This is a genomic window from Bartonella sp. OC16QHHD, from assembly GCF_042194035.1.
GTDB lineage: Bacteria > Pseudomonadota > Alphaproteobacteria > Rhizobiales > Rhizobiaceae > Bartonella.
Genome location: NZ_JBHIMJ010000014.1, coordinates 233,967 through 258,263, shown reverse-complemented (window position 1 = coordinate 258,263; position 24,297 = coordinate 233,967). Strand labels below are relative to the sequence as shown.

The 24,297-nt window shown below is 38.0% G+C and carries 19 protein-coding genes; 4 read left to right on the top strand and 15 right to left on the bottom strand.

Annotation, left to right across the window (positions count from 1 at the left end):
* Positions 1-31 precede the first annotated feature (31 nt).
* From ACFIK1_RS02835 to ACFIK1_RS02825, 3 genes are all read right to left on the bottom strand, one after another.
* A complete protein-coding gene (locus ACFIK1_RS02835; RefSeq protein ID WP_375606037.1) occupies positions 32-778 on the bottom strand; it encodes a glutamine amidotransferase in 747 nt (248 codons plus the stop codon).
* Between the two features lie 146 nt (positions 779-924).
* Complete coding sequence (locus ACFIK1_RS02830; protein ID WP_375662036.1) at positions 925-2,484, bottom strand: heme biosynthesis protein HemY; 1,560 nt, start codon at positions 2,482-2,484, stop codon at positions 925-927.
* Positions 2,485-2,495: 11 nt separating this feature from the next.
* Positions 2,496-3,680: a COG4223 family protein gene (locus ACFIK1_RS02825; RefSeq protein WP_375662035.1), complete on the bottom strand. Its 1,185-nt coding sequence runs from the start codon at positions 3,678-3,680 to the stop codon at positions 2,496-2,498.
* A 308-nt stretch (positions 3,681-3,988) separates the two neighbouring features.
* On the opposite strand from ACFIK1_RS02825, the gene tsaD reads away from it, so the two are divergent.
* From tsaD to ACFIK1_RS02810, 3 genes are all read left to right on the top strand, one after another.
* Positions 3,989-5,083, top strand: coding sequence for a tRNA (adenosine(37)-N6)-threonylcarbamoyltransferase complex transferase subunit TsaD (gene tsaD, locus ACFIK1_RS02820; RefSeq protein ID WP_375662034.1), 1,095 nt, complete (start codon positions 3,989-3,991; stop codon positions 5,081-5,083).
* 596 nt (positions 5,084-5,679) lie between these two features.
* The gene (locus tag ACFIK1_RS02815) at positions 5,680-6,114 is read left to right on the top strand and encodes an EVE domain-containing protein (RefSeq protein ID WP_375662033.1); all 435 of its coding nucleotides are present in this window, start codon (positions 5,680-5,682) and stop codon (positions 6,112-6,114) included.
* Positions 6,115-7,020: 906 nt separating this feature from the next.
* Complete coding sequence (locus ACFIK1_RS02810) at positions 7,021-7,701, top strand: response regulator transcription factor (protein WP_375639838.1); 681 nt, start codon at positions 7,021-7,023, stop codon at positions 7,699-7,701.
* Positions 7,702-8,613: 912 nt separating this feature from the next.
* Here the strand turns inward: ACFIK1_RS02810 and ACFIK1_RS02805 are convergent.
* From ACFIK1_RS02805 to argH, 5 genes are all read right to left on the bottom strand, one after another.
* Positions 8,614-9,384 carry a class I SAM-dependent methyltransferase gene (locus tag ACFIK1_RS02805; RefSeq protein ID WP_375632423.1) on the bottom strand — a complete coding sequence of 257 codons (771 nt, stop codon included), beginning with the start codon at positions 9,382-9,384 and terminating at the stop codon, positions 8,614-8,616.
* 222 nt (positions 9,385-9,606) lie between these two features.
* Complete coding sequence (locus tag ACFIK1_RS02800) at positions 9,607-12,036, bottom strand: TIGR02302 family protein (RefSeq protein WP_375642812.1); 2,430 nt, start codon at positions 12,034-12,036, stop codon at positions 9,607-9,609.
* A 126-nt stretch (positions 12,037-12,162) separates the two neighbouring features.
* Entirely contained in the window at positions 12,163-13,443 is a 1,281-nt protein-coding gene (lysA, locus tag ACFIK1_RS02795) for a diaminopimelate decarboxylase (protein WP_375662032.1), read from the bottom strand.
* Between the two features lie 8 nt (positions 13,444-13,451).
* Entirely contained in the window at positions 13,452-13,631 is a 180-nt protein-coding gene (locus ACFIK1_RS02790; protein ID WP_375618333.1) for an LPS translocon maturation chaperone LptM, read from the bottom strand.
* Between the two features lie 51 nt (positions 13,632-13,682).
* A complete protein-coding gene (gene argH, locus ACFIK1_RS02785; RefSeq protein WP_375662031.1) occupies positions 13,683-15,083 on the bottom strand; it encodes an argininosuccinate lyase in 1,401 nt (466 codons plus the stop codon).
* 32 nt (positions 15,084-15,115) lie between these two features.
* Here argH and ACFIK1_RS02780 point away from each other — a divergent pair, with 32 nt between their 5' ends.
* The gene (locus ACFIK1_RS02780) at positions 15,116-15,811 is read left to right on the top strand and encodes a TlpA disulfide reductase family protein (protein ID WP_375642810.1); all 696 of its coding nucleotides are present in this window, start codon (positions 15,116-15,118) and stop codon (positions 15,809-15,811) included.
* Positions 15,812-15,813: 2 nt separating this feature from the next.
* Here ACFIK1_RS02780 and ACFIK1_RS02775 read toward each other — a convergent pair whose 3' ends face one another.
* From ACFIK1_RS02775 to ACFIK1_RS02745, 7 genes are all read right to left on the bottom strand, one after another.
* Positions 15,814-16,290, bottom strand: a complete 477-nt coding sequence (locus ACFIK1_RS02775) for a YaiI/YqxD family protein (protein ID WP_375618336.1) — start codon at positions 16,288-16,290, stop codon at positions 15,814-15,816.
* A 30-nt stretch (positions 16,291-16,320) separates the two neighbouring features.
* A complete protein-coding gene (locus ACFIK1_RS02770; RefSeq protein WP_375633605.1) occupies positions 16,321-17,175 on the bottom strand; it encodes a YihY/virulence factor BrkB family protein in 855 nt (284 codons plus the stop codon).
* A 410-nt stretch (positions 17,176-17,585) separates the two neighbouring features.
* Positions 17,586-18,515, bottom strand: coding sequence for a prephenate/arogenate dehydrogenase family protein (locus ACFIK1_RS02765; RefSeq protein ID WP_375618338.1), 930 nt, complete (start codon positions 18,513-18,515; stop codon positions 17,586-17,588).
* Positions 18,516-20,470: 1,955 nt separating this feature from the next.
* Entirely contained in the window at positions 20,471-21,511 is a 1,041-nt protein-coding gene (holA, locus tag ACFIK1_RS02760; protein ID WP_375633607.1) for a DNA polymerase III subunit delta, read from the bottom strand.
* 4 nt (positions 21,512-21,515) lie between these two features.
* The gene (locus tag ACFIK1_RS02755) at positions 21,516-22,310 is read right to left on the bottom strand and encodes an ABC transporter ATP-binding protein (protein WP_375618340.1); all 795 of its coding nucleotides are present in this window, start codon (positions 22,308-22,310) and stop codon (positions 21,516-21,518) included.
* Complete coding sequence (locus tag ACFIK1_RS02750) at positions 22,303-23,199, bottom strand: ABC transporter permease (protein ID WP_375634319.1); 897 nt, start codon at positions 23,197-23,199, stop codon at positions 22,303-22,305. Before ACFIK1_RS02750 ends, ACFIK1_RS02755 begins: the two co-directional genes overlap by 8 nt.
* A 62-nt stretch (positions 23,200-23,261) precedes the next feature.
* On the bottom strand, positions 23,262-24,239 hold the full coding sequence (locus ACFIK1_RS02745; protein WP_375654838.1) for an ABC transporter substrate-binding protein: 978 nt from the start codon (positions 24,237-24,239) through the stop codon (positions 23,262-23,264).
* Between the last annotated feature and the right edge of the window lie 58 nt (positions 24,240-24,297).

Sequence of the window (24,297 nt, the reverse complement as noted above, 5' to 3'; positions counted from 1 at the left end):
TTACCTATATAAATCAATGCTTTGTCAACAATCACACAAGTACGGGCGGTGTACAAAAAATCTGGTGTAATGCGCTTTCAAACCATTGGCTCAAAGCTCGATCATAGATTAAACGACCTTTCAAATGTGCACAAGCAGGTTGAGCACCTTTTTCAGTCAATTTATGTGCCGAACGCACGACCAAACGCCGCATCATAGCGCGTGTAAATTCAGCATGAAACTGCAAGCCCCATGCATTGTTTCCATAACGAAAAGCTTGTGTAGGATATGTATTCCCTGTTGCCAAAAGCATTGCCTCTTTCGGTAAATCATAAATACCTTCATCATGGAAATGGTAGACCATCTCTGGCCAATTCATCAATTCCTTCCCTTGTGGGGTTGCTTCTAGTGGATACCAGCCGACTTCAACAGTCCCATCACTTCTTGTACCAACGCGCCCCCCTAGATTTCGCGCTAACATTTGTGCTCCAAGACAAATACCCAAAAAAGGCTTATTTTCCTTTAGTGATAACGAAATCCAATCAATTTCCTCACCAATATAGGCTTCGCTGTCATTCACACTCATCGGTCCCCCTAAAATAACAACGCCGGCATAATGCTCTAATGTATCAGGGAGTTTTTGTCCAAAAATAGGACGATAAATATCAAGAACAAAACCATTTTGTTGTAAAAATTTTCCCAAACGACCAGTATAGGTAGAGCGCCGATGAATAACGACAGCAATCCTTGGTTTGTTATTTTTTTGTTTTTTATCAAGACATCTCTGATTTAAAAACATTTTTTAACCAATCACCTCTGCTACCAAGCAAAACTTTATTTTTAAAACATAAGAGAATAATTTTATTGGATAAGACTAACGATATTTTTTCTTCTAGGTCAATTGTTTCTTCTGAGAAAACATTCGTATTATCACATTGGTGCAATTTAAAATAAACGAAATTTTTTCCTCGATAAAGATGTTTCTTCTTCTGTTTTAACCCCTGGATCATCAACATTTAAGTGAGTTTGACTGAACATTTTTACATCTTTTTCTTTTATATCTTGTTTCTCCACCTGCGCATTATGCAAAAGAGAATCATCTATAGGTGTTGATTTTTCAAGCTTCTTATCTCCAACATCATCACTTTTTCCCATAACATACTCTTTGTCTTGCCTTTTCGACACAATATTGTCCGCCTCTAATGTGAGAGAAGGCATACAAGGAGGCGCCTTCCATTCAAAACAGCCCAAACGTCCACTGATTGGAGAAACCGCTGACCAAGAAGAAAAAATGGCCCCATCACACATCCACACTGGATCACGTTCAGCACGAAGTGCTAAAGAAAGCCATTGACGCACAGCACCTTGATTGTTTCCCTGTGCCTCTTCAATATCTGCCAACAATAAATAAACACTTTCCCGTGGATGACATTGTAATGCTTTTTGTGCCTTCTCTCTTGCTAATGCTGTTTCACCAGCATCCAAAGCTGCTTTAGCAATAAGGAAAGCCGACTCAAATGCATCTTTATTATAAGAAGCAAGTGTCTTAGCCCTTTTCAATCGCCCAATGGCTCCTTCTTCTCTTTCAAGATAAAGCGCTCCCAAGTCAGGATGAGGCTCCTTTTGCCAAGCCGCTATAATCATTTTATCCGCTTTACGCGTTTCGTTTAATTTATAAAGAATATCAGCGGCAATAACTATTGTTGGAACAAAATCATGCGCCAATTTATGGGCTTTCAAAATAGCTTCACGTGCTTGTACAGGATGTGTATCAAACAAAGAAAGTGCCTGCCCACTTAGTAGTAAAACCTGTATATGCTGCCGCTCTGGAGTCGCGCGAATAGAACGCGGGAGAGCTTTTTGCGTTCTTTCAAAAATAGTAAGTGCCTTATCCCATTTACCCTCAGTACTTAACCGATCAAGCACCGCCTGATGCGCCCATAAAAGTGCTGGCGATAAAGTCAGTGCCTCTTCGGCATATTGTTGCGCTGCCTCATAAGCTTTACTCTTCATCGCTTCACGAAACAAACCATAAAGTCCAACCAGTTTTGTCGGATCTTCCTTTCTCATCTCTTCATAAAGACCGATGGCGCGAACAGAGTCATTTTGTAAAGACAAGGTTTGCGCTTGTAAGAGTTTTACCAATGGCTCTTGTTTTCCTGCAAGATATTTAGCAACCCGTGCTTCCATTTTTTGCGCAACCATACTATCACCAGCAAAAGTTGCAAGAATCCCCTTTGAAAGAGCTTCGTAACCACGCTTTTGATGGCGTTTATAAAAATAATTGCAAAGAGCATTCGGTATGGAAAAAAAGAAAGACAATAACCACCATAAAAGCACCAGCGTTATAAAAAACAAAATAAGCACACTTAACACTGTAAGAAATGAAGCAGAAAATCTGAAATGCAAAAATGTGAGAACAAAAATACCATTGTGATTAGCTACCCACGTGAAAGCTAAACCGAGGATACAAACAACAAAAATATAAATAAAAACACGTATCATCTTGGGCCTATTTACATCTTTGTTGCTTTAAAAGATCCTTGTTGCACAGACAATAACAATTGCTGCAACAACTGTTGAATAGCAATATGTCTTTCAAGCTGCTTAACAAAATCCATTGAAACATCTTTTGCACTTTGAGGCAATGATTGCCATTCGCTCAAAGCCTTTTCGTAATCACCAGCTTGAATGGCAACTTCCATGCGTGCCGCAATAGCCCCCAGTGTTGGCCCTTCAACATTTCCAATCGGTCGCGAAACAATGAGCCCTTTTATCCATGCTAAAATTCGGTCAAAAAAACCAGCATCTGACGCAACAAGATTTTGCGTACCAACAATTGCATCGGCAACATTAGCAAAATCAACTGAAAGTTGTGCTGAACTTGGAAGACCCACAGTAGCTGTTTTTTGCAACACATCAAGTCCATTAATCGAAGGCGATAATTGCTGTAACAGCTTTAATTCATTATTATAAGATCCACCACGCTCTACAGCATTTTTTAATGAACTAATTGCAGTAAAGAGCGCGGTATCTATTTCTTTTTTCTCACTATTTTTAACAGCAGTTTCTTCCTGTAGTGCTTCTAACTGTTGTTTTAACGCAGAAAAATTATTTGCATTGCTCTGCCCAACAGACAAAGCCGTCTCTATATCTTTCGACTTTCTAACAAAAGTTTGTACAGTTTCTTCAAGAGCTTTTACTTTTTCCTCTAAAATCGCAAAAGCTTTTTTGCTTTCTTCTTTCGATAGTTCATCATTTTTCGTTGTTTTAAACTGTTGTGATGAAAAAGAAGAAAACTCTGTTTTTAACGTATCAATTTCTTGAAAGACCCGCCTCAATTGTTCCTTTGTGTCTTCACCTTGACTTTTTGCGGCTTCAGCAATCTGCAAAGCTTTTTCTCCTCCAGCAGAATTTTCCACAAAAGGAGAAGGAAAAAAACCAGCCCATTGAAGCCCCATAAAAATTCCCAAAGCAATGAATCCTCCCAAAATCCCAGAAAGGGACAAGAAAAGCCAAGTTGTACTAGAGGTACTTTTATCCTGACCTTGCATATTCTGTTTTTCTCGCGCATGAGCTTCTACAGAATTGTGGATTTTTTCCTCTGAATCATGAGGAACAGCTTCATGTTCAATAACTGGTTTCTTACGGCGCGTACCAGCATAATGTGGTTTAACTTTTGGTTTTGAAGAATCGACCATCTCTGTCACTTTTCGTGCACACTTTTTTTAATGATAAAATAATAAAATGAAAAAAGTTTTAAAAATGCAGCTTTTCTCAATAATATTTACAATTATCGCCTTTAATAGAAAAGTTTTTAAAAAACATTTGCATTTTATACTCGAAAATACAGCTTTATTTTTTAATCAACGATATCATAAAATTCAAAGAAAATGCCAAAACACATATTTTTCATAGAAAAAAACAATTCTAAGAGAAATACTTTGCATCTTTTTCTGTTCATGGTACGCACGCAGGAAAGAAGCTTCAATATAAGGTTTTGTTTAAAATGCGTCTGCTGGGAATAGAAACAAGTTGTGATGAAACGGCAGCGGCTGTCATTGAATATAACAATGAATCAAACAGCCGAATTCTTTCCAATGTTGTTTGGAGTCAAATTGATCACCATGCACCTTACGGCGGTGTTGTTCCTGAAATTGCTGCTCGTGCCCATGTTGAAGTTCTTGATCATTTAATTCTACAAGCACTAACAGAAGCAAACACAAAATTAAAAGATATTGATGGCATTGCAGCCACCAGTGGACCTGGTTTGATAGGAGGACTGTTGGTAGGGGTTATGAGCGCAAAAGCACTCTCTCTTGCTACTGGAAAACCATTTATTGCCGTAAATCACTTAGAGGGACATGCTTTAACAGCTGTGTTGACGCACAATGTCAACTTTCCTTATTTATTACTTTTAGTTTCAGGTGGCCATACACAAACAATCCTTGTTCATGGAGTAGGTAACTACCAGCGTTTAGGAACCACCATTGATGATGCATTAGGAGAAGCCTTTGATAAAACAGCAAAACTTTTAGGTCTTCCTTATCCTGGTGGACCAGCACTTGAAAAAGCAGCTTTATTTGGTGATAAAAATCGCATCCCTCTTCCACGACCTTTAAAAGGTGAAAAACGGTTAGACTTTTCTTTTTCAGGACTCAAAACTGCTGTTCGACAAGCCGCAACAGCCATAGCTCCCCTTACAGAAAATGATATTGCTGACATTGCCGCAAGTTTTCAAGCCGCCGTGACCGATACAATACATGATCGTATTCACCTAGCCCTACAACACTTTGCCCACCAATATCCTCTCTCTCATGATCAAGAAAAGCGTTCTCCTGCTTTGGTTGTCGCAGGCGGTGTTGCCGCAAACCAAGCCATTCGCTCTACGTTGCAAGAACTTGCCCATCAACATGGTTTTGAATTTATAGCCCCTCCTCTTTCCTTGTGTACCGATAATGCTGCAATGATTGCTTTTGCCGGTGCACAAAAACTCGTACGAGGAGAAACAAACTCTCTTGACATTGCACCCCGCTCACGCTGGCCATTAGATGAAAAAGCCCCGCCCTTGATCGGGATGGGACGCCGTGGAACAAAAGCATAATAAAATTGACGTCCTACACACATCTTAAAGAACGAAGATTTCTACTCAATCCGGTCTATAGATAGTCCGAATTCTCTATCGAGCAGATTCCACCTGCTTCCCACTCACACAATTCACTTAACCCAAAGATCGACACGTAAACCTAAATATTCACCACACATTCTTAAAAACTTCATGTTTCAAAAAACTGCCTTATATCATTACACTTCAAATGACGGTATTTTACAGCATAATAAGATCTACTCTCTCCCACGAAGCATAGATATGAATGCCATTCGTTGACCTCATCATCTTTGATCATTTATTCGTTTCATTGTCATTGTAATCTTAAAGCTTTTTAGAACCAATTTTCTTAATTTTTTCCAACAAACTCTTATAGTAACCGCATTTCAAACCATAGCTGAAAAGATAAGCAAAGAGCAAAATACTTTTATACAACATGAAATATCAATGGAGAGCGTCTCTCTACTACACATTATTTTGAAACAAGAAAAAATAGATAATAGCCGTTCTTTACCCCATTTTTAAAATCATCGTTGATGGTATTACAAAGATGCTTATAAAAATGCATAACAGTCTATGAAAAAGGAGAACTCATGGCTTATTGGCTTTTTAAATCTGAACCCCATAAATGGTCATGGGAGATGCAAAAGAAAAAAGGAGCTGATGGCGAACAATGGGATGGTGTACGCAATTATCAAGCCCGTAACAATATGCGCGCTATGAAATATGGTGATAAAGGTTTTTTTTATCATTCAAATAAAGGTTTAGAAATTGTAGGAATTGTAGAAATATCTGCTGAAGCGCACCCTGATTCTACAAGCTCTGATCCACGCTGGGAATGTGTGGACATCCGTGCACTTTGTGACATGCCAACACCTGTTTCATTAAAACAAATTAAAGCCAATCCCAAACTAGCAAATATGGTGCTGGTCAAAGCCAGCCGCTTATCAGTGCAACCCGTAACAGAAGATGAATGGAAAGAAGTCTGTTTAATGGGCAACCTTAAGGAGGAAATGCTTTTATCTTAAAACAATAATTTTTATTCATTAACTCATATAAAAAGATGCTTCATAGCGCAGAAGAATAAGCTCAACACATCCTTCTGTTGAGGTGTTCTCATGCTAAATGCATAAATATGATATTTTTCTTTGTCATTTTTTATCCTGCACTCTTTCTCAATACAGTCTCCTTCCAAATTACACAAAAAACCTCTTTATGATGCATCTTTTCGGCATTGCTAAAGGCAAAGCTTGCTCAACGATTATAATAAGCAACACCACGAACATAACACACAATCCCCTTCGCACACAAATGCAACAAAAAAACAAAACTGAACGTGGATAAAAACAATAAAAACGATCGTGAAGTTCTCCTAAACAGTGCATATGTGCTAAGTGTTGCACAATTCTCTTCACGCTTAAAAAACGCATCATATTGCGTGTTCATTGTTTTGCATGTTGGACGAGTGCGCCTCATACCGCAGGATTCTCTCATTCCCAACCTGTTTTATATTGAATCAATCAAAAGCTATTGGCTTGCACATTCTAAGCGGAGAAAGTCCCATATAGATAAAAAACGTGAAAGAAAGCACTAAAAATTCCTCCTATGAATCGTCTCAAGTGCCAAGGACTGTCCGCAACACCCACGAACTGGCAAAGTGAATGATAGTGCTAGCTTGTTTCTCCATAAGCGTAAAGATGATGACACTCAATAGCTAAAACACGTTCTAGAACATAAAAAACGCTTCCAACCAATACGTAAAATACTCTGCAGACGGAATACCTTCTTTTCAGCAAGCAACCATTAGAAATTATAAAAGTTTATTTTTTAGAAGCGTTCTTTTTTAATTTTCTTCTTTTAATTTTTCTTGCATGAAATCTCATTTTTCATGAAACTATATCAATCAGTGCATCAACATGCCTATAAGGAAAAACATGAACCACTATACTCTTTTAATCGTTGAAGACGATGATCTACGCCCCATTTTAGTAGAACAATTGCAAATGCATCAAGAGTTTAAAATTTTCCAAGCAAAAACAGCAGAAGCGGGAATGAGAATAATCCAAGAAGAAAATATTGATCTCACTATTTTGGGATTTCAACTTCCTGATCTTGATGGCTACAAAGCCGTTAAACAATTACGCACCCAAGGATTTCGTGCCCCCATTATCATGATAACAAATTATGATACAGACTGTGATAATATTTTAGATCTTGAAACAGGCGCCAATGATTATGTAACAAAACCCTTTCGCTTTGCGGTGTTATTAGCGAGAATTCGAGCACAGTTGCGCCAATATGAACAAAATGAAGACGCAACCTTTCATATTGGTCCCTATACTTTTAAACTAAGACAAAAACTTCTTCTTGATCAATGCAACAATAAAATCTGTCTCACAGAAAAAGAAGCAGCGATTCTTAAATGTCTCTATTATGCCAATGATAAAATTGTCAGCCGTGAAACATTGTTAGAACAAGTTTGGGGTTATAATGAAAATATTGTCACTCATACTTTAGAAACCCATATCTATCGTTTGCGACAAAAAATCGAAAAAGATCCCTCCAATGCACAAATTCTCATGACAGATCAAAATGGTTATCGTTTAAATCTTTAATTCGAGATTTACTGTTTCAAAAATAATTTTAATATCCTAAATGAAAACAGAAACGAGATGAAAAAACTTTCACGTATAATTCGAATGCTATTACATATACATAGAACTTACTCTTATCTGTACTCTTATGACAAAATATATAACATTATGAATAAAAAACGAAATATTCCAACATGAGAACCAGAAACAAAAATGCTTTCAACCCTCACGATATACTTTGTAACTTCTGTTTCACATGCTTTTGTTCTTTCTAAAGTTTTTAATATGTTTCGCATATAAATAATCGTGATATCTTTTAGCAACATTCTTGATCATAACTATCATCTTTAGATGAGTGCTATTTATGACTATTTTTTCAGAAAAACCGCTCCACGCACTGCTTTATCTCATATTCACTAGCCTAAATTGAGAGATGTTTTTTATCTTTATAGTTTTCTTCTATTCTTTATGATTTTATCTCCTCTTAAGAGGTTATATAATTAATGATATAACGCTAAATGTTTATCCTAACGATAAAGCCACTGAGCACCACCATCTTTACGTTTATAAAAGAATAAGCCAGCACCATCACACACTTATGTTAGATCTCGATGTTGCAGAGGAGCCCTTGATACTTGAGATGGTTCATAAGAAGCATTTTAATCCTTCCTTGTACAGTTTTTAACCACCATAAACCATATTATGCAAGATCCCTTGGACTCTGCTATTTTTACGAAGATACCAGCATTTTTTTCTTTTAAAATGTTTCCACTATTCATGAAATATGGTTCGGTATATAGATACTTGAGATTTTTATTCACATACCAATTCCACATATTAATGTACAAAAGAATATTTTTAAATTGTAAATGCAAAAAATTGAAATAAGAGAATCCTTCTATACTTGCGGTTCTTATGACAATGACAAAATGATTAATTATCTTTATAAATTAAAATATTTCTTGTCTGTGGCGATAAAGCAGGAATAAAAATACGTCGCGACTGACGACGCTGTACGAGCAAACCCTGATAAACACGTTTTTGTGCCTGACACATTAAGAGTCCACCAAAATAAGGCAAAAGATAGCGAGCAAATGGCTCGTAAAAAAATGAGAACAACCGCGAAAAATACCCCGTAGAGGGCATATAGTGTACAATTTCTTGTATTGGACCAGAAACAAAATTTGTTTTTTCGAACAAACGAGTAATTTGTTGCCGACTATAGGGTTCGCCATAACCAAAGGGCGTAGTAATATTGCGCGCCCAAAAGCCAGAGCGATTAGGTACAATAACGATCAAGTGGCCATTGGGTGCTAAAACACGCCATATTTCATTCAACGTTTCAAATGAATTTTCTGTATATTCTAATGCATGTACTAATAAAATACAGTCAACTGACGCATCAGGAAGCGGCAAATCTTCTTCAAAAACAAGCGCTGTAGCAACTTGCTCAGAACAAGGCCAAGGCGAAACACCCTGAGCAGCAGGCATAAAAGCAAAACATTGTTGGGCACGTTCACGCAATGTAGAAAGATAAGGAAGTGCATAACCCAATCCCATAATCCGTTTATCCGTAAGATCAGGCCACCATAAATTCAATTGGTCACACAGCGTCTTTTGCACACGTAGTCCAAGTGCAGAAGCATAAAAATCTTTCAGCGTAACGATATCCAACTCAACATACCATGTAGAAACAAATTTCAAACATTACAGATTTTCATATACCAAACCTATATGGACTTCTGCTTTTTTTCCGCAATAGCGAACATTTCAATATTGCATATTTTAAACTTAAATGATTAAAAAATCAGTACAACAGGATGATTATTGCCTTACAAGCACTTTAATCATTTTTTTGGAGATAAACCCCATAGAGGTTCTTCATACACTGTTTTTGACATCAATTAAGAAAAAAGCCAACACTGGTTAATTAAAATGAAGCAATCTTTCAAGATAGTTTTTTTCTTCTTCTGAAAGATGCTCTTTACCAAGACGTTTGCGAATTTCATCCAAAATCTGCCGCGTACGCATTTGATCACTTTCTTGTGGTAGTGCCTCGCCTTCTTGTTCTTCATCTGTTTTTGAAGAAAGTGGACGTCCTAACGGATCTTTAGGACCAGAATCAGCATTTTGCTCATCTCCCGTTTCTTTAAGTGTTTCGCGCATTTTTTTCAAAACATTTTGTGCACCTTGCCTCAAAGATTCCAAAGCATCAGACTGATTTTGTATAGATACCTGATGATTTCCATTATCAAGCGCATTTTCCGCAGAATTCATTTTTTCTTCTGCCCTTTTCAATGCGCCCCCTGTTTCAAATCCTCGTTCTGATAATTCTTTTTCTAATGTTGATAATTCAGATTGCAATTCAGCTTGACGTTTTTTTAAAGATTTTTTTTGTGTTTCCGGTACATTTTCTCCGCGTTTTTGTTCCATCTCTAACTGATGTGTTTCATTGAGAATTTCTTGCTGACGACGCATTAAATCTCCAAGCTGGTCCATCTTTTCTTTCATTTGTGCAGATTGGCTTTTTTCTCCCTCATTTTGATTGCCTTTTTGCACATGCAAATGATCAAGCGTCTGTTCAACTTCCGCCAAGAGTTGTTCAGCTGCTAAAGAAGAGCCTGTTTTAGCCATTTCCTCAATTAAATTTAGCTTTTCTTGTAATGTAGCTTCAGAAAGATTAGGACTTTTTGAGCTTTTAGAATTTTTAGAAACTTGACTATCCGGTGCTTTTTCAGCCAAAGCACGAATATACTCATCCATAGCTTGACGTAAATCTGCCATAAGCCGTTCAATTTCTGCCGCTGAAGCACCGTAACGCAATGCATCACGTAAAGCAGCTTGTGCTTGTTTTAACTTTTTTTGCACGGATTCAAGTTGATTGCCTTCAATACCCAAAGCAATTTGCCATAAATAATCCACCACATCGCGCAAATCCTCGTCTGTTTGCGCTAAAGAAAGTCTTGTCCACGCACTTTGTAGAACAATAAAATGCGATGCATTTTGCAACCCCTTTTCTGGACGCACAAGCAAAGCAGAAAGCATATCAAGTACCCGCTCTCGCGCTAAAGGATTAAGAGCTAATAAACGACGCAGTTCAACCACTGCGCGTGCAACAGGATTCGAAAAAACACACTGTGGTAATATCATAACAAAAGTTTTGCTACGCCCTTTCTGCCCCGCACCATCTTCTGCCACCAAAGTAATTTTGACTTGCGAACCCGCCCATGGATGCGCTGATATATCCTGCACCATTCGCATTTTCCCCTTTCCACCACGCGGAAGAAGAAGCTCTATTTCCGGAGCATTATAAAGAGAAGAAGCACTTTTATTCTGAGGAAGAAAAGGCTCTATTTCAACAAAAGCCTTTGTCACACCATAATCATCATCCACCACATATCGTAACTCCAATGATCCTGTTAAAATCCTCCCTGGTTTTTCCAACCAATGAATTGTTGGAAGCGTGTCCTTAATTATCTGCAAATGCCATTGCTGTTTTTTACGACGTGATGATACAAATAAATTTATTGAATGCTTTAAATGTGTTTCAAAATGAACAATTGGATCATTCAAAGCTGTTTGTTCCGTTTTCTCTGAAAACGAAACTTCCCTCCCATCTTCTACAGACTTTGCTTTTACTGTAATGCCAGCCCCATTGACAACACGCACAACAACATTACTCCCTTCAGGGATTTCTAGTTGTGTTTTCTCATCTTTTGTCAAATAAATCGGTGCCACACCGGTATAAGCAGGTGGTGTTACCCAAGCATCAATCCGCATGAGTTTTTCATCAACGACAGGACGAAAATCAAAGGCATCAGCCAAACGCCCCCCTTGTGAACCAAAAGAAAAACTAAAAGCGCACACAAAAAGAAGAGCACACAAAGCCCTTAAAGCCAAAGGATCATAATCCGCACTATTAAGAGAGATAAATCCCGTTTTTAAATGGTATAATTGCTTTGCCATTCGGCGTTGATGTTCACGCCAAATAACAGCACTAAAATCTTCATCATTTTCAGAACATAAACGATCTGTCTGAATATTCAAAGGCTGATGTCTAAGATCATTGACGCGTTCAAGGCGGCAATTTACTTCCCGCATTGTGGGAAACCGAAAACGAATAAGAAAAAATAAACTCGCCCCAGCACAAATAAGTATAACCCCAAGTAAGAGCAAATGTGACCAATAGCCCAAAATACCAAAAAGTCCCAACCAGCTAAACGAACAAAAGAGACTAAGAACGAGGAAAAATGGCAACAACCGTACCCACATCCGTTCAAATGAAAGGATCCCCCACATCAAAATGCGCACACACAAAAGCTTCATTGCAAAACCTTTGATGTTTTTATTTTTCATAAACAAGCATTTATCCCCTTTTATCGTGGTGCATTAAGATCATAAACCCCATACAAAACAATTTCTAGAAAATAAATTGTTTCATCAAAGTTTAGTAAAAATAAGACCCAAAATATTTAATAATGCTCAATCTAATTTGGGCTCAATCCAATCTGGAATATGATCACAGCCTATCAATTGTGCATAATCAAGGCGTGGACGAATGACTGCATAACGCGTATCCTGAACCAGAACTTCCGGCACCAAAAGTCGACTATTATAAGTGCTTGCCATCACTGCGCCATAAGCCCCTGCTCCTGTTAACATCAAAACATCACCCGCTTTCAACACTGGTAAAGAACGTTCCAAGCCTAAATAATCACCAGTTTCACAAATAGGACCAACAATATCAGCATTAATCAGAGGGGCATCTACTGGTGTTTTTTTCACTGGCATTACATTTTGCCACGCATCATAAAGCGTTGGACGCATGAAATCATTCATCGCCGCATCAACAATAACAAAATTTCGTCCTTCCCCCTTTTTTAAATACACAACCGATGTTACCAATACACCGGCTTCACCAACAATACTACGCCCAGGTTCTAGGATAATATTGATCCCTAAAGGCGCAATATGTTTCTTTACCAGTGCTGCATACTCAAAAGGAGAAGGTACTGGATGCTGCTCATAACCATAAGGAATACCAAGCCCGCCCCCAATATCGATATGGGTTATCGCATAACCATTATTCCATAATTGACGCACAAAATCTGCAACAATAACAAATGCATCTTCAAACGGTTTTAAATCACAAATTTGACTGCCAATATGGAGATCAACACCACACACATGAAGACCGGGCAATTGGGCTGCTTTTTTATATGCATCACCCGCCAAAGACAGTGGAATACCAAATTTATTCTCAGACTTACCTGTTGTAATTTTCTTGTGAGTCTTAGCATCCACATCAGGATTAATGCGTAAAGAAATACGAGCCGTTTTTGAAAGCGCAGCAGCCCGCGCCGATAATTGTTCAAGTTCTGGCTCTGATTCAACGTTAAAACAATAAATATCTTGTGCAAGAGCAAAATCTATTTCTCTCACTGTTTTACCAACACCAGAATAAACAATATTCTGCGCAGGAATACCAACAGCAAGTGCACGCCGTAATTCCCCTTCTGAGACCACATCAGCTCCCGCTCCATTGTTAGCTAAAAGTTGTAAAACTGCTTGATTGGAATTCGCTTTAACCGCATAAGCAATTAAACTCGGCATATCATGAAATGCATTCTGATAATCTTTAAAATGTGCAACGATTGCGCTAGCTGAATAACAATAAAAAGGTGTTCCAACTTCCCGCGCAAGTTCCAAAAGAGAAAGACCTTCAGCGTAAAGCACACCCTGATGATAAGAAAAAAAACGCATAAAAATTCCTATTGTATTAACCGATCAAGAATAAAAGGTTTATCTGTTTTGCCTTGAGAAACAAAAGTTCCTTGTGAAGAATTCACTCCTGTTGAAGGAGGTAACTCTAATGACCCTTTACGCCCACACCCAACAATACCCAAGCCCCCCAAAAGGACAATCACCAACCCCTTTAATATAATTTTCATTTGTCCTCTTTCCTCATCTCGATTTCTTTTTTACCTTTAAAATACAATCACTCAAGCGCTCACGAGACGCTTTTTCCAATACGCAATTTGCCGAAGAACCTCTGAAGGCGCTGTTCCCCCAAAGCTTTTACGACTTTCAACAGATTTTTCAACGGTCAAAACATCAAAAAGTGTCGCATTGATATCAGGACAAATTGCTTGAAGTTCATCTAATGATAAATCATGAAGGCGACACTGTTTTTTTTCTGCCAATGCCACAGCACACCCTGTGATGTGATGTGCTTTGCGAAAAGGAATCCCTAAATTGCGTACAAGCCAATCCGCAAAATCTGTAGCTGTTGCATACCCTAAATCCGCTGCTTGTTTCATGGCTTTTTTATTCACTTTCAAATCAGCAATCATCCCTGTCATTGCTGCTAGTGATAATTCCAAACTCAAAGCCCCATCAAACACATATTCCTTATCTTCTTGCATATCCTTTGAATAAGCAAGCGGTAATCCTTTCATCACCGTTAACAATCCCATAAGTGCACCATTCAATCGACCTGCTTTCGCTCGTACTAACTCTGCCGCATCAGGATTTCTCTTTTGTGGCATAATGGAAGACCCTGTTGAAAAAGCATCTGATAAATGAATAAAACAAAACTGTGCACTTGACCAAAGGACAATTTCTTCCGCCAATCGCGAAAGATGTGTTGCACAAAGAGCGCCAGCGCTTAAAAATTCCAATGCAAAGTCACGATCTGAAACACTATCAATTGAATTGCGTGTAGGTTCCCGAAAGCCTAGCGCTTTTGCTGTCATAAAACGGTCAATTGGAAAGCCTGTCCCCGCTAAAGCAGCCGCCCCTAAAGGCGATTCATTCATTCGCTCAACAGCATCACGCATCCGCGATAAATCTCGACCAAACATTTCAACATAAGCCATCATATAATGACCCAATGTTACGGGTTGAGCCAATTGTAAATGCGTAAAGCCTGGCATAAAGGTATCAACATGTTGTTCTGCGCAAATAAGTAATTGCTCTATCAATCCTTTTAAAGCTTGTGCTATTTTTTGCGTTGCTTCACGTACCCACAAGCGAAAATCAACAGCAACTTGATCATTGCGTGAACGCGCCGTATGCAAACGTCCTGCTACAGGACCAATCAACGCACTCAACCGCGCTTCAATATTCATATGAATATCTTCAAGCTTTCGTGAAAAAACAAATTTACCGTCTTCAATTTCTTGGCGAATAAGTTTCAAACCATGAACAATTTTTTCATAATCTGATTGTGAAATGATTTTCGTTTGCGCTAACATAGCTGCATGAGAAAGAGAACCTTCAATATCTTGTCGATAAAGTTTTTGATCAAAATCAATAGAGGCATTAATTTCTTCCATAATTGCAGCAGGACCTGCCGCAAACCGACCACCCCACATTTGGTTCTTTAACTTCTCATCTGTCATATTCTGAAAACACCCATCCAAAGGACAAAATTATGATTTTTCAAATTTTCATCAGCGAAAAAAACAATAAAAAAAGGCAACTCTCCCTTGCATTCTTTATCATTGCACTGAGTTTATACGCAACCATAAACTACGATACCAAAAGAGAGTTTTTTCTTTTCAATTTCATTTCAGCAGCACAAGCACAAGAAATAAACATTAATAAAGCACGAGCAGAAAAAATGATGGCGATACGAAAAGCAGCAAAAGGCTTTTTTAGCCACATACGATTTGCTGATACGCTCTCAGATATGAATAAACTCTCTTTCAAGGATATTCAAGGAAAAGAGCGCACACTCAGCGAATTTACCGGAAAACCAATGCTGGTCAATCTATGGGCTATTTGGTGTGCACCTTGCCGCACAGAAATGCCTGAACTTGCGCAATTAAAACGTGAATTAGGTGGAGAAAACTTTGATGTCATAGCTATTAATATCGATAAAACTGCTTCTCCTGAAAAAATTCAGCAATTTTTACAGAATATTCATTCAGATAATTTGCTTTATTATCGCGATGAAACAATGGATATTTTCAACAATGTTAGAAAACAGGGTCTCGCTTTAGGACTCCCCATTACATTGCTCATTGATAAAGAAGGATATCTCATTGCTTCTTTCAATGGTGTAGCTCCATGGGCCAATGACGATGCCAAAGCACTTATAAAAGCAGTCATTAAAGAAGCCCTATAACTTTAATAACCGCGTCTTTTTAAACGTTGTATAACAAGATCCAGTGCTGACAAAAAAGCAGAACGGTCTTTACGAGAAAAAGGACGGGGACCACCTATTATACTACCCTGTCCACGCAAATCTTCCATCAAATTGCGCATCGCCAAAGCCTGACCAATTGAATTTACATCAAAAATACGCCCCGTTGGCGAAAGACAAAAACCCCCAGCTTGCACAACCCGCGCTGCTAAAGGAATATCACTGGTAATAACGATACTTGCCTCATGCACATGTTCTACGATCCAATCATCAGCACCATTGAATTCACCAGCAACGACCACTCTTTCAATGAGTGCTTCATCTGGAAGGGACAAAGAACGATTTGCCACAACAAATGTCTTAAGCTGATAACGATTCATCACACGATAAACTTCATCTTTTACGGGACAAGCATCTGCATCAATCAACAAAGTGATAGCAGGCTTTATTGGGATACTCATACCTTGGCTTTCAAGTAATAATAAACTCTTTCATTCATCTGAATGTTGCAAATCCTTGCGATAAAACATTATCGCCGCGTTTATTTCTCCTCCCAAAATAAAAATTGCACTCAATATGTAGAGAAAAATAATAGCAACCATAATAGATGCCAACCCTGCATAGGTAGAAATATAATCAAACATCGTTAAATATTGCGCAAAAGCGATAGAAGCCATAAACCATATAAACATTGTCACCACTATTCCTGGTAAAATATCTATAAATTTCCGCCGCCCTGCTGGAAGCCATTTATGAACAATCAAAAGACTGATAAACAAAATAATGATTGCAACTGTATAACGCCATACACGAATAGCAGCAATATATTCAGTCATAAAAAAAGAATGATTTTGCATAATTTTGATCAACAAAGGCGCCAGAATCAATAAAAAGCTAATCACAACAAGACCAACAGCTCCAAGGATTACAAAAAACAGACTTTGAAAACGACAAAACAACAAACTCCGTCGATCAGTAACACGGTAAGCTTTATTTAAAGCCGTACGCAAAGCCTCTATCCCATTAGAAGCAAAATAAGCCGCTCCAATGACAGAAAGCGTCAACACACCTCCTCGATGAATGGTTAAAACATTGACAATTTCCTGAGATAAAGGCTCTGCGATAACATCAGGCAATAACTGCACCAGTGCTTTAATTTTTTGCGGTGTATAGGTAAAAGCACCTAGAAAACGAGCAAACGATGTTCCAAAAATAAAAAAAGGGAAAAATGCTAAAAGCCCCGATAGCGCAACATGGCTTGCAAAAGCACTCCCATTATCACGCCAATAATGACTTACTGCGTCACCCAAAATACGATAGCTATACCAAAAGATATTTTTTAACAAAACTCAATACTTTCTGGTAAAACTCTTCCTCAGTCTATTTCAAGTTTTATAAAAATCATCAAAGCTCTGCAAATAAACATTTTGCAATGTTGCAATATAACGGTCAATAATCAATACGGTCAAGCCCGACTTTATACCAAAACAAAAACAATAACCCACTCTATGAAGTTCTACAACGACCTCATTTTTTTGTTACTTCTACAGATCAGTAACCTCTTCTGTACATCATATGCCCTATAGAGAGCTAAGCAAGATGATCGTGCACACATAAAACCTTTTAAAGTCATGGTTATCTGTATCGGAGCAATCGTCACTCTTTTTTATTGCAATCTATGACTGAATAAAGAAAAAACTTCTTATCGATTTCTAGAAAAAACCAACGAAATTCAACAAAAACCCCTTGCTTTTATTCACCCTTTTTTAGAAACACTCTGACGTCCAAAATCAGGAGCATCAATTTCCTGTCCAGCATCAATAATATTGCGACGTACAGCACGCGTACGTGTAAAAAAGTTAAACAGTGTCTCACCATCTCCTAAATGAATTGCCCGTTCTAAAAAAGCAAGCCCCTCACTAAAACGGCTCAACATTTCTAAAATAGCATCCTTATTATGCAAACAAATATCTCGCCACATAACGGGATCAGAAGATGCTAAACGCGTAAAATCACGAAAACCGGAAGCGGAATAAGCAATTACTTCCGAATTTGTTACTTTTTCTAAATCACTCGCTGTCCCAACAGTATTATACGCAATCAAATGGGGTAAATGTGAAACAATAGCCAAAACAAGATCATGATGCTTAGGTTCCATCTTTTCGACACGCGCACCACAAGCTTCCCAAAACGCTGTTAATTGTGCGACAGCAGCAGCATCGCTATCCGCAAAAGGCGTTAAAATACACCAACGATTCATAAATAAATCAGCAAAACCAGCATCCGGTCCTGAATATTCCGTTCCAGCAATTGGATGCCCTGGAATAAAATGAACCGTTTTTGGCAATAAAGGTGCCATTTCCGCAATAACCAACGCTTTCGTAGAACCAACATCACTCACAATCGCTCCAAGTTTTAAATGATCACGAATGGTTTTTGCCACTTCTGCACTAGCCCCAACAGGAACAGAAAGAATAACCAAATCTGCTCCTTCAACAGCTTTTGCATTATCTGTCGTATAAAAGTCCCCAAGCTCCAATTCACGCGCTCTTTTCAGGGTTTCTGGACGACGTGTTGCAATAGAAATCTGAGCCGCAAGATTTTTCTTTTTAATCACTCTTGCTAAAGAAGACCCAATCAGACCGATCCCAATGAGTGCTATTTTTTCAAACTGAATATGGAGCATCTTTCACCTTCAAAGATTCTTTGCAAATGGCAATAAAGACAATTGTAAAATCACAATTTTCTTGTTTGTTTGTTCAAGAGTTATGCGTAAAACATTAAAAAATGACAACTAGGGAATAAAGAATAACGCAGTTTACCAATTATCACCTGCGCAAGCTGACAACAGATCACTTTACCTAGAAAACACATAAAAAATAAATGACGAGAAATCTAACATCACGCTCTAAAACTCCCTCTTAATTACTGATCAAAGCGCATCACCGAAACAAAATAAAATGCACTCTCAATTAGGATAACAACGACTCTACATAAAATCCCATCAGTTTACTTTATCTTACTAATTTTACTCACAAAAAAACACATCAAAAGCGTAAGCAGACACTAGCTCTTCTCCAATTATCCCGATACGTTCATTAATTTGTACATCAGACCTATATAAAAACGTATTACGCCTCCACCTACAACAACAACATAAGTTTCGCGAATATTGAAAACACCGTAAAACAACGCATACCAAAAGATACCATTAAAAACATTTTCCTCTCCAGATTCCGGATACCATAAATCAAATAAATATGAGAAAAACACGACCTCTCAATAAAGAAAAAGTTTGATAATAAAAACACCGAATATCCCTTTAATGGAATCACACCCCTCACGTAAAACAGAACGCCCTAAATAGAATAGATTTGGATTACAAATTCATGCGTTTGTTTTAAAAAGGCATCTCGCTCTCTAGCCTATCTCACGACAGTGTTCGTAAATGTTATAACTATAAATCTATTAAGCACGACCCTCTTCACACTTAATAAAACACTATCATTATATTTTCCTACCCCCAATGTTGCAAAAAACCTTGGAATTTGAGAGCATTCATAAGAGGCATTTTAGTGCTTTCTTGCACAGTTTTTATCCACACGCCCCCACTTATGACGTGCAAAAGACATTGTTCTGATTGATTCAATATGAAAAATAATAAATTATTAATAATAAACAATGGCTAGCTCTGTTTATGAGACACATTCATTGCTAAGATAATCATCTCTATATCAAACATAAAAGTTTCCCCATAGGTGTTGTCATTTTCATCATAATCTATTTTGACTTTCTCCTCACCCCACGAAGATTCTTAATTCATACCAATCTGCAAACAATTCATTTTCTTGTCTAAAAGATTCCTCTGGCTCACTATTTTATGTGATTCAATTAATCTATAATACATTGATTTATAAAAATAATACTTTTTTCAATTTGAATCATAACTTCGAATACTGTAAAATTCTTCCATCACAAACCCTCTTATCAATTAAAATCTCTTGTCTACACATCACAAGAAGACATGTGAGCAAAAATGATGAAAAACGCTTTCTAATGCTAAAAACTGTAGCAACATTAGAGGCTAGCAAAGTATATAATGAGTGTCGACTTGCACTTTTATTAAGCGTAAAGATAGAGTTGCTCTATGGGTTTTATATTCTTCACAAGGAACTTTACTTCTACACCATTCATAAACACCGCCGCAAAATAGTTATAACGCGCATTGAAAAATATTTCTAAGAAAGCGTATGAATCTACCATACAAGTGTCTTCTGTTGTTTGAGATACTCTTTTTTACACGGGGGTGTTACTCCATTAAGACTCTATGAACCAACCTAATATTCACCAAATACCCACACAAAAAAACATCGAACACATAAAATTTGATATGGGCCTCGTATCACTACCCTAAAAAACAGTATTTTACGACACAACAAAATAATAAAACTGTTTCAAAATGGCCTTTTGAAAATAAACTATTTCTTTTGAAGAAAAATTTCTATCAAGCTTTCAAGCTCCTAAAATGCATCCTCAAAAATACAAGTTCCCTCAACCTCTACTTGATAGCATAACAGTTTTAATTACTGAAAATACCTCTGTGGTATACCAAAAATAAAAAATCATTATATTTCTAGGCTGTTAAGCTGCCATCTGGCGTCGTGCAATAATTGTAAGCCCTAACAAAACTTGACGAATGATAGCTTCGCCCAAAAGTGGATTTTTACGACTGTCTAAAACAGCACTCTGAATTCTTTCCATTGCATAAGAAATTTGTTCTAACTTCCAATATTTTAAAGCTTGTTCAACGATCTTTTTCCGTTGAAAAAAAATGGGAGGACGTGCCTGAGAAACCACCGTAAAAGGTGAATTTCCTTCAACCTCTACCTGATAACGCAATAGCTGTAATTGCTGAAAATGCCTTTGAGCTGTACTCAAAATTAAAAAAAGTGCCCCCTGCACTGCTGCATGTCGGTTAAAATGCGCTTCAAAGCCTGATATATCGCCCAATAAAAGAGCATCAATGACTTCATCTTGAGAAAGAGCACTGACATCGCTTACAACAGCTTTCACATCTTCAAGAGTAATACGAACATTTGCAGCGTAAAGACAAAGCTTTTCTAATTCACCTCGTGATACAAGGCGATCCGCCCCTAAACATTCATGCAACCATCTACGTGCATCTAAAGAAAGAGTCTTCTTAAACTGTCCTAAAACCTCATCAATCAAACCGTCAAGAGAACGCATATCATCGGCAAAACAGGGCAAAGCCATCGCTTTTGATGCTGTTTCAACAGCATTGCGCAACCCTGTTCCTTTTTTTAAATCCCCTGCCTCAATGAGAATAAAACAAGCTTCTGGTGGTTTCTCAATTAAAAGCTTTAAGGCAGCAAGAAAACCTTTTTGGTTAGCAGCATTAGAGATCCATATCAAACGATCTCCCCCAAAAAGCGATAACGTACGCGCTTCATTTTCTAAACGTGCAGGATCTTTATCAATTTCAGCAGCATCCAAACGAATTGTCGAAAATGGATCTTCTATTGCTACCCGTGTAAGTTTTGCAAAACATTGTGCACGCTCACAAATAAGACCACGATCTGGCCCATAAATGAGAACAATAGGAAAAGCACGTGAAAAGCGCATTAGAAACTGATCAACTTCATGTGCTTTTTTCTGAGCCACACTATTAATCCATTAACAGTTCATCATCATCAAGAACTTCCCCGCGAACTTTCTGAAACATGCCAATTAAATCATTTACATCCAAGCCCTTACGCTCTTCATGACAGACATCCAAAATCACTTTTCCACCATGCAACATCAAGGTACGATCGCCATAATCAAGAGCCTGACGCATAGAATGAGTCACCATGATAGTCGTTAATTTTTTCTCTTCAACGATTTTTTCAGTCAACCGCATCACAAAATCAGCCATTCCAGGATCAAGCGCTGAGGTATGTTCGTCAAGCAATAAAACATCCGCATGTGCTAATGTTGCCATCACAAGACAAACTGCTTGGCGTTGCCCACCTGACAAACTATCCATAGGATTATGTATATATGCTTCAAGACCAATGCCTAATTGAGCAATTTTCTCTCGAAAAAATTGCCGTTTCTCATGATTTAAAGCCGCACGCAAACCACGACGACTTCCTCGAAGAGCAGCAAGAGCCAAATTTTCTTCAATTGTTAAAGAACCACAACTTCCCTCTAAAGAATCTTGAAAAACACAAGCAATCTTTCCAGCGCGTTCACTGACTGATTGCCTAGAAACATTTTGTCCATTGATAACCACTTTCCCCGTTGAGGGAAGCGTTGCACCCGCTAAAACACTGAGCAAAGTTGATTTACCAGCACCATTTGAACCAATAACCGTAACAAAACTACCCTGATCAATTTTCAGGTTAATATCAATTAAAGCCTGTTTTTCCAAAGGTGTTTGCGGTTTAAATGTGACCCCAACATGAAAAAATTCAATCACGTTTATGCCTCCTCCAATAGCGTGGCACAATAAGGGTTAAAACAACCAACAACGAAGTAATCAACTGAAGATCTGTCGACGTATCAATACCAATGCCATTTGCTTCAAATGCAAATTGCACCGCCACACGATAAAGTACAGACCCTACAATACAGCTGATTATAATCCAAAAAATATTGCGCGTACGAAAGAGAGTTTCACCAATAATCACGGCTGCCAATCCAAAAACAATTGTTCCAATTCCACCGGTAATATCTGTTGCAATCGCAGTTTGAATATAAAGAGAACCACCAAGTGCCACACACGCATTGGAAAGCCCCATTCCAAAATATATCAATGCTGATGTATGAACACCTTGCGCCGTCGCCATGCGTGGATTAGCGCCCATTGCACGCATAGCAAGACCAATTTCACTTTCCAAAAAGCGCCAAATCAAAAACGCCATAACGAGCAACACAATACCAACGAAAAGAGGACGCACAAAAATATCAGACAAACCAAACAGATTATAAAAGGGCGTTAACGCCGTATCAGCAAGAGCTAAATTAACATTAGACCCTCCCATAATTCCCATAATACGAAGATTAACCGTATAAAGTGCCGACATTGTTAAAATAGAAGCTAAAAGATTCAAAATACCAAAATGCAAACTCAACAGAGCGGTTAATAAACCAGCTACCATGCCTGCACAAAAAGCACATGCCATAGCTGTCCATGCATTAAAACCTAAAAGAATCAAGACGCCACAGACACAAGACCCAAGAAGAAATGAGCCATCAACTGTTAAATCAGGAAAGTCCAAAACGCGAAAAGAGAGATAAACCCCTATAGCCACAAACGCATAAATAAGACCTAATTCTACAGCGCCAGAAAACGCAAATATATTCATGTAAAGACAATCCCCATGAAAACTTAACGTATTTTATTGTATCAACATCCTATCAATGAAAGTCATTGAATCACTTTTGTTGCACGATCAATAACTGCCTGCGGAATAACAATCCCCGCTTTTTTTGCTGCTTTCATATCAATTCGAATGTCATTATTAGCCGCCTGCACAACATCAATATCACCAGGCTTTTCACCCTTTAGAATACGCACAACCAGCTTCCCAGCATCAACCCCTACATCATAGAAATTCACACCTTGCGTCATAAAGGGACCGCGTCCAATAGAATTAGCATCAACAGTAAATACAGGAACATTTGCTTCCTGTGAGACCTTTACTGCCCCCTCTAAAACAGAAAGAACCGTATTATCAGCGGGAATAAAAATGATATCTACCTTACCTATTAAAGCCCGTGTTGCCGCCTGAACATCTGAAGGTTTTGGTGCTGATGAAGGAATGATTTCAATTCCAACTTTTTTTGCCGCATCTTTTAACACCTTAAGTGTTGAAACAGAATTTGCTTCAGAAGCATTATAGAGATAACCAATTTTTTTCAAATCTGGTTTTACTTCTTGTAAAAGTTTAACACTTTCTGCAACATCTATACGATCAGAACTCCCCGTCATATTACCGCCAGGTTTGGTAAGCGAAGAAACGATTTTAGCTCCGATAGGATCAGAAATCGCCGCAAAAACGATAGGAATTGTTTTTGTTGCCGCAAGCATCGTTTGTGCTGAAGGCGTGGTAATTGCTACAATAACATCGGGTTTATCACCAACAAATTTACGTGCAATTTGCGTTGCTGTTGAAATATTACCCTGCGCTGATAAAAAGGTAAGTTGAAAATTTTCACCTTGCTTATAACCATTTTCTGCAAGAACATCTTCCACACCTTTACGAACGGCATCCGCAGCAGGATGGACCATAATTTGCGTTATTGCAACTTTAACGCGTTTAACTTGGTCATCTGCCTTTGCAACACTGTTCATCATAAAAACAGTTGCAATGATAATCCCTAATATATTTATTCTCTTCAACATTATATTCCACCCCTCTCCATGCAAAAATTAAAAAAAGAATAATCTATTACTGAAGAAT

Bases quoted from the DNA above. Each gene is read 5' to 3' on its own strand.
- ACFIK1_RS02835 (WP_375606037.1), bottom strand. From the start codon at position 778: ATGTTTTTAAATCAGAGATGTCTTGATAAAAAACAAAAAAATAACAAA.
- ACFIK1_RS02830 (WP_375662036.1), bottom strand. From the start codon at position 2,484: ATGATACGTGTTTTTATTTATATTTTTGTTGTTTGTATCCTCGGTTTA.
- ACFIK1_RS02825 (WP_375662035.1), bottom strand. From the start codon at position 3,680: ATGGTCGATTCTTCAAAACCAAAAGTTAAACCACATTATGCTGGTACG.
- tsaD (WP_375662034.1), top strand. From the start codon at position 3,989: ATGCGTCTGCTGGGAATAGAAACAAGTTGTGATGAAACGGCAGCGGCT.
- ACFIK1_RS02815 (WP_375662033.1), top strand. From the start codon at position 5,680: ATGGCTTATTGGCTTTTTAAATCTGAACCCCATAAATGGTCATGGGAG.
- ACFIK1_RS02810 (WP_375639838.1), top strand. From the start codon at position 7,021: ATGAACCACTATACTCTTTTAATCGTTGAAGACGATGATCTACGCCCC.
- ACFIK1_RS02800 (WP_375642812.1), bottom strand. From the start codon at position 12,036: ATGAAAAATAAAAACATCAAAGGTTTTGCAATGAAGCTTTTGTGTGTG.
- lysA (WP_375662032.1), bottom strand. From the start codon at position 13,443: ATGCGTTTTTTTTCTTATCATCAGGGTGTGCTTTACGCTGAAGGTCTT.
- ACFIK1_RS02790 (WP_375618333.1), bottom strand. From the start codon at position 13,631: ATGAAAATTATATTAAAGGGGTTGGTGATTGTCCTTTTGGGGGGCTTG.
- argH (WP_375662031.1), bottom strand. From the start codon at position 15,083: ATGACAGATGAGAAGTTAAAGAACCAAATGTGGGGTGGTCGGTTTGCG.
- ACFIK1_RS02780 (WP_375642810.1), top strand. From the start codon at position 15,116: ATGATTTTTCAAATTTTCATCAGCGAAAAAAACAATAAAAAAAGGCAA.
- ACFIK1_RS02775 (WP_375618336.1), bottom strand. From the start codon at position 16,290: ATGAGTATCCCAATAAAGCCTGCTATCACTTTGTTGATTGATGCAGAT.
- ACFIK1_RS02765 (WP_375618338.1), bottom strand. From the start codon at position 18,515: ATGCTCCATATTCAGTTTGAAAAAATAGCACTCATTGGGATCGGTCTG.
- ACFIK1_RS02750 (WP_375634319.1), bottom strand. From the start codon at position 23,199: ATGAATATATTTGCGTTTTCTGGCGCTGTAGAATTAGGTCTTATTTAT.
- ACFIK1_RS02745 (WP_375654838.1), bottom strand. From the start codon at position 24,239: ATGTTGAAGAGAATAAATATATTAGGGATTATCATTGCAACTGTTTTT.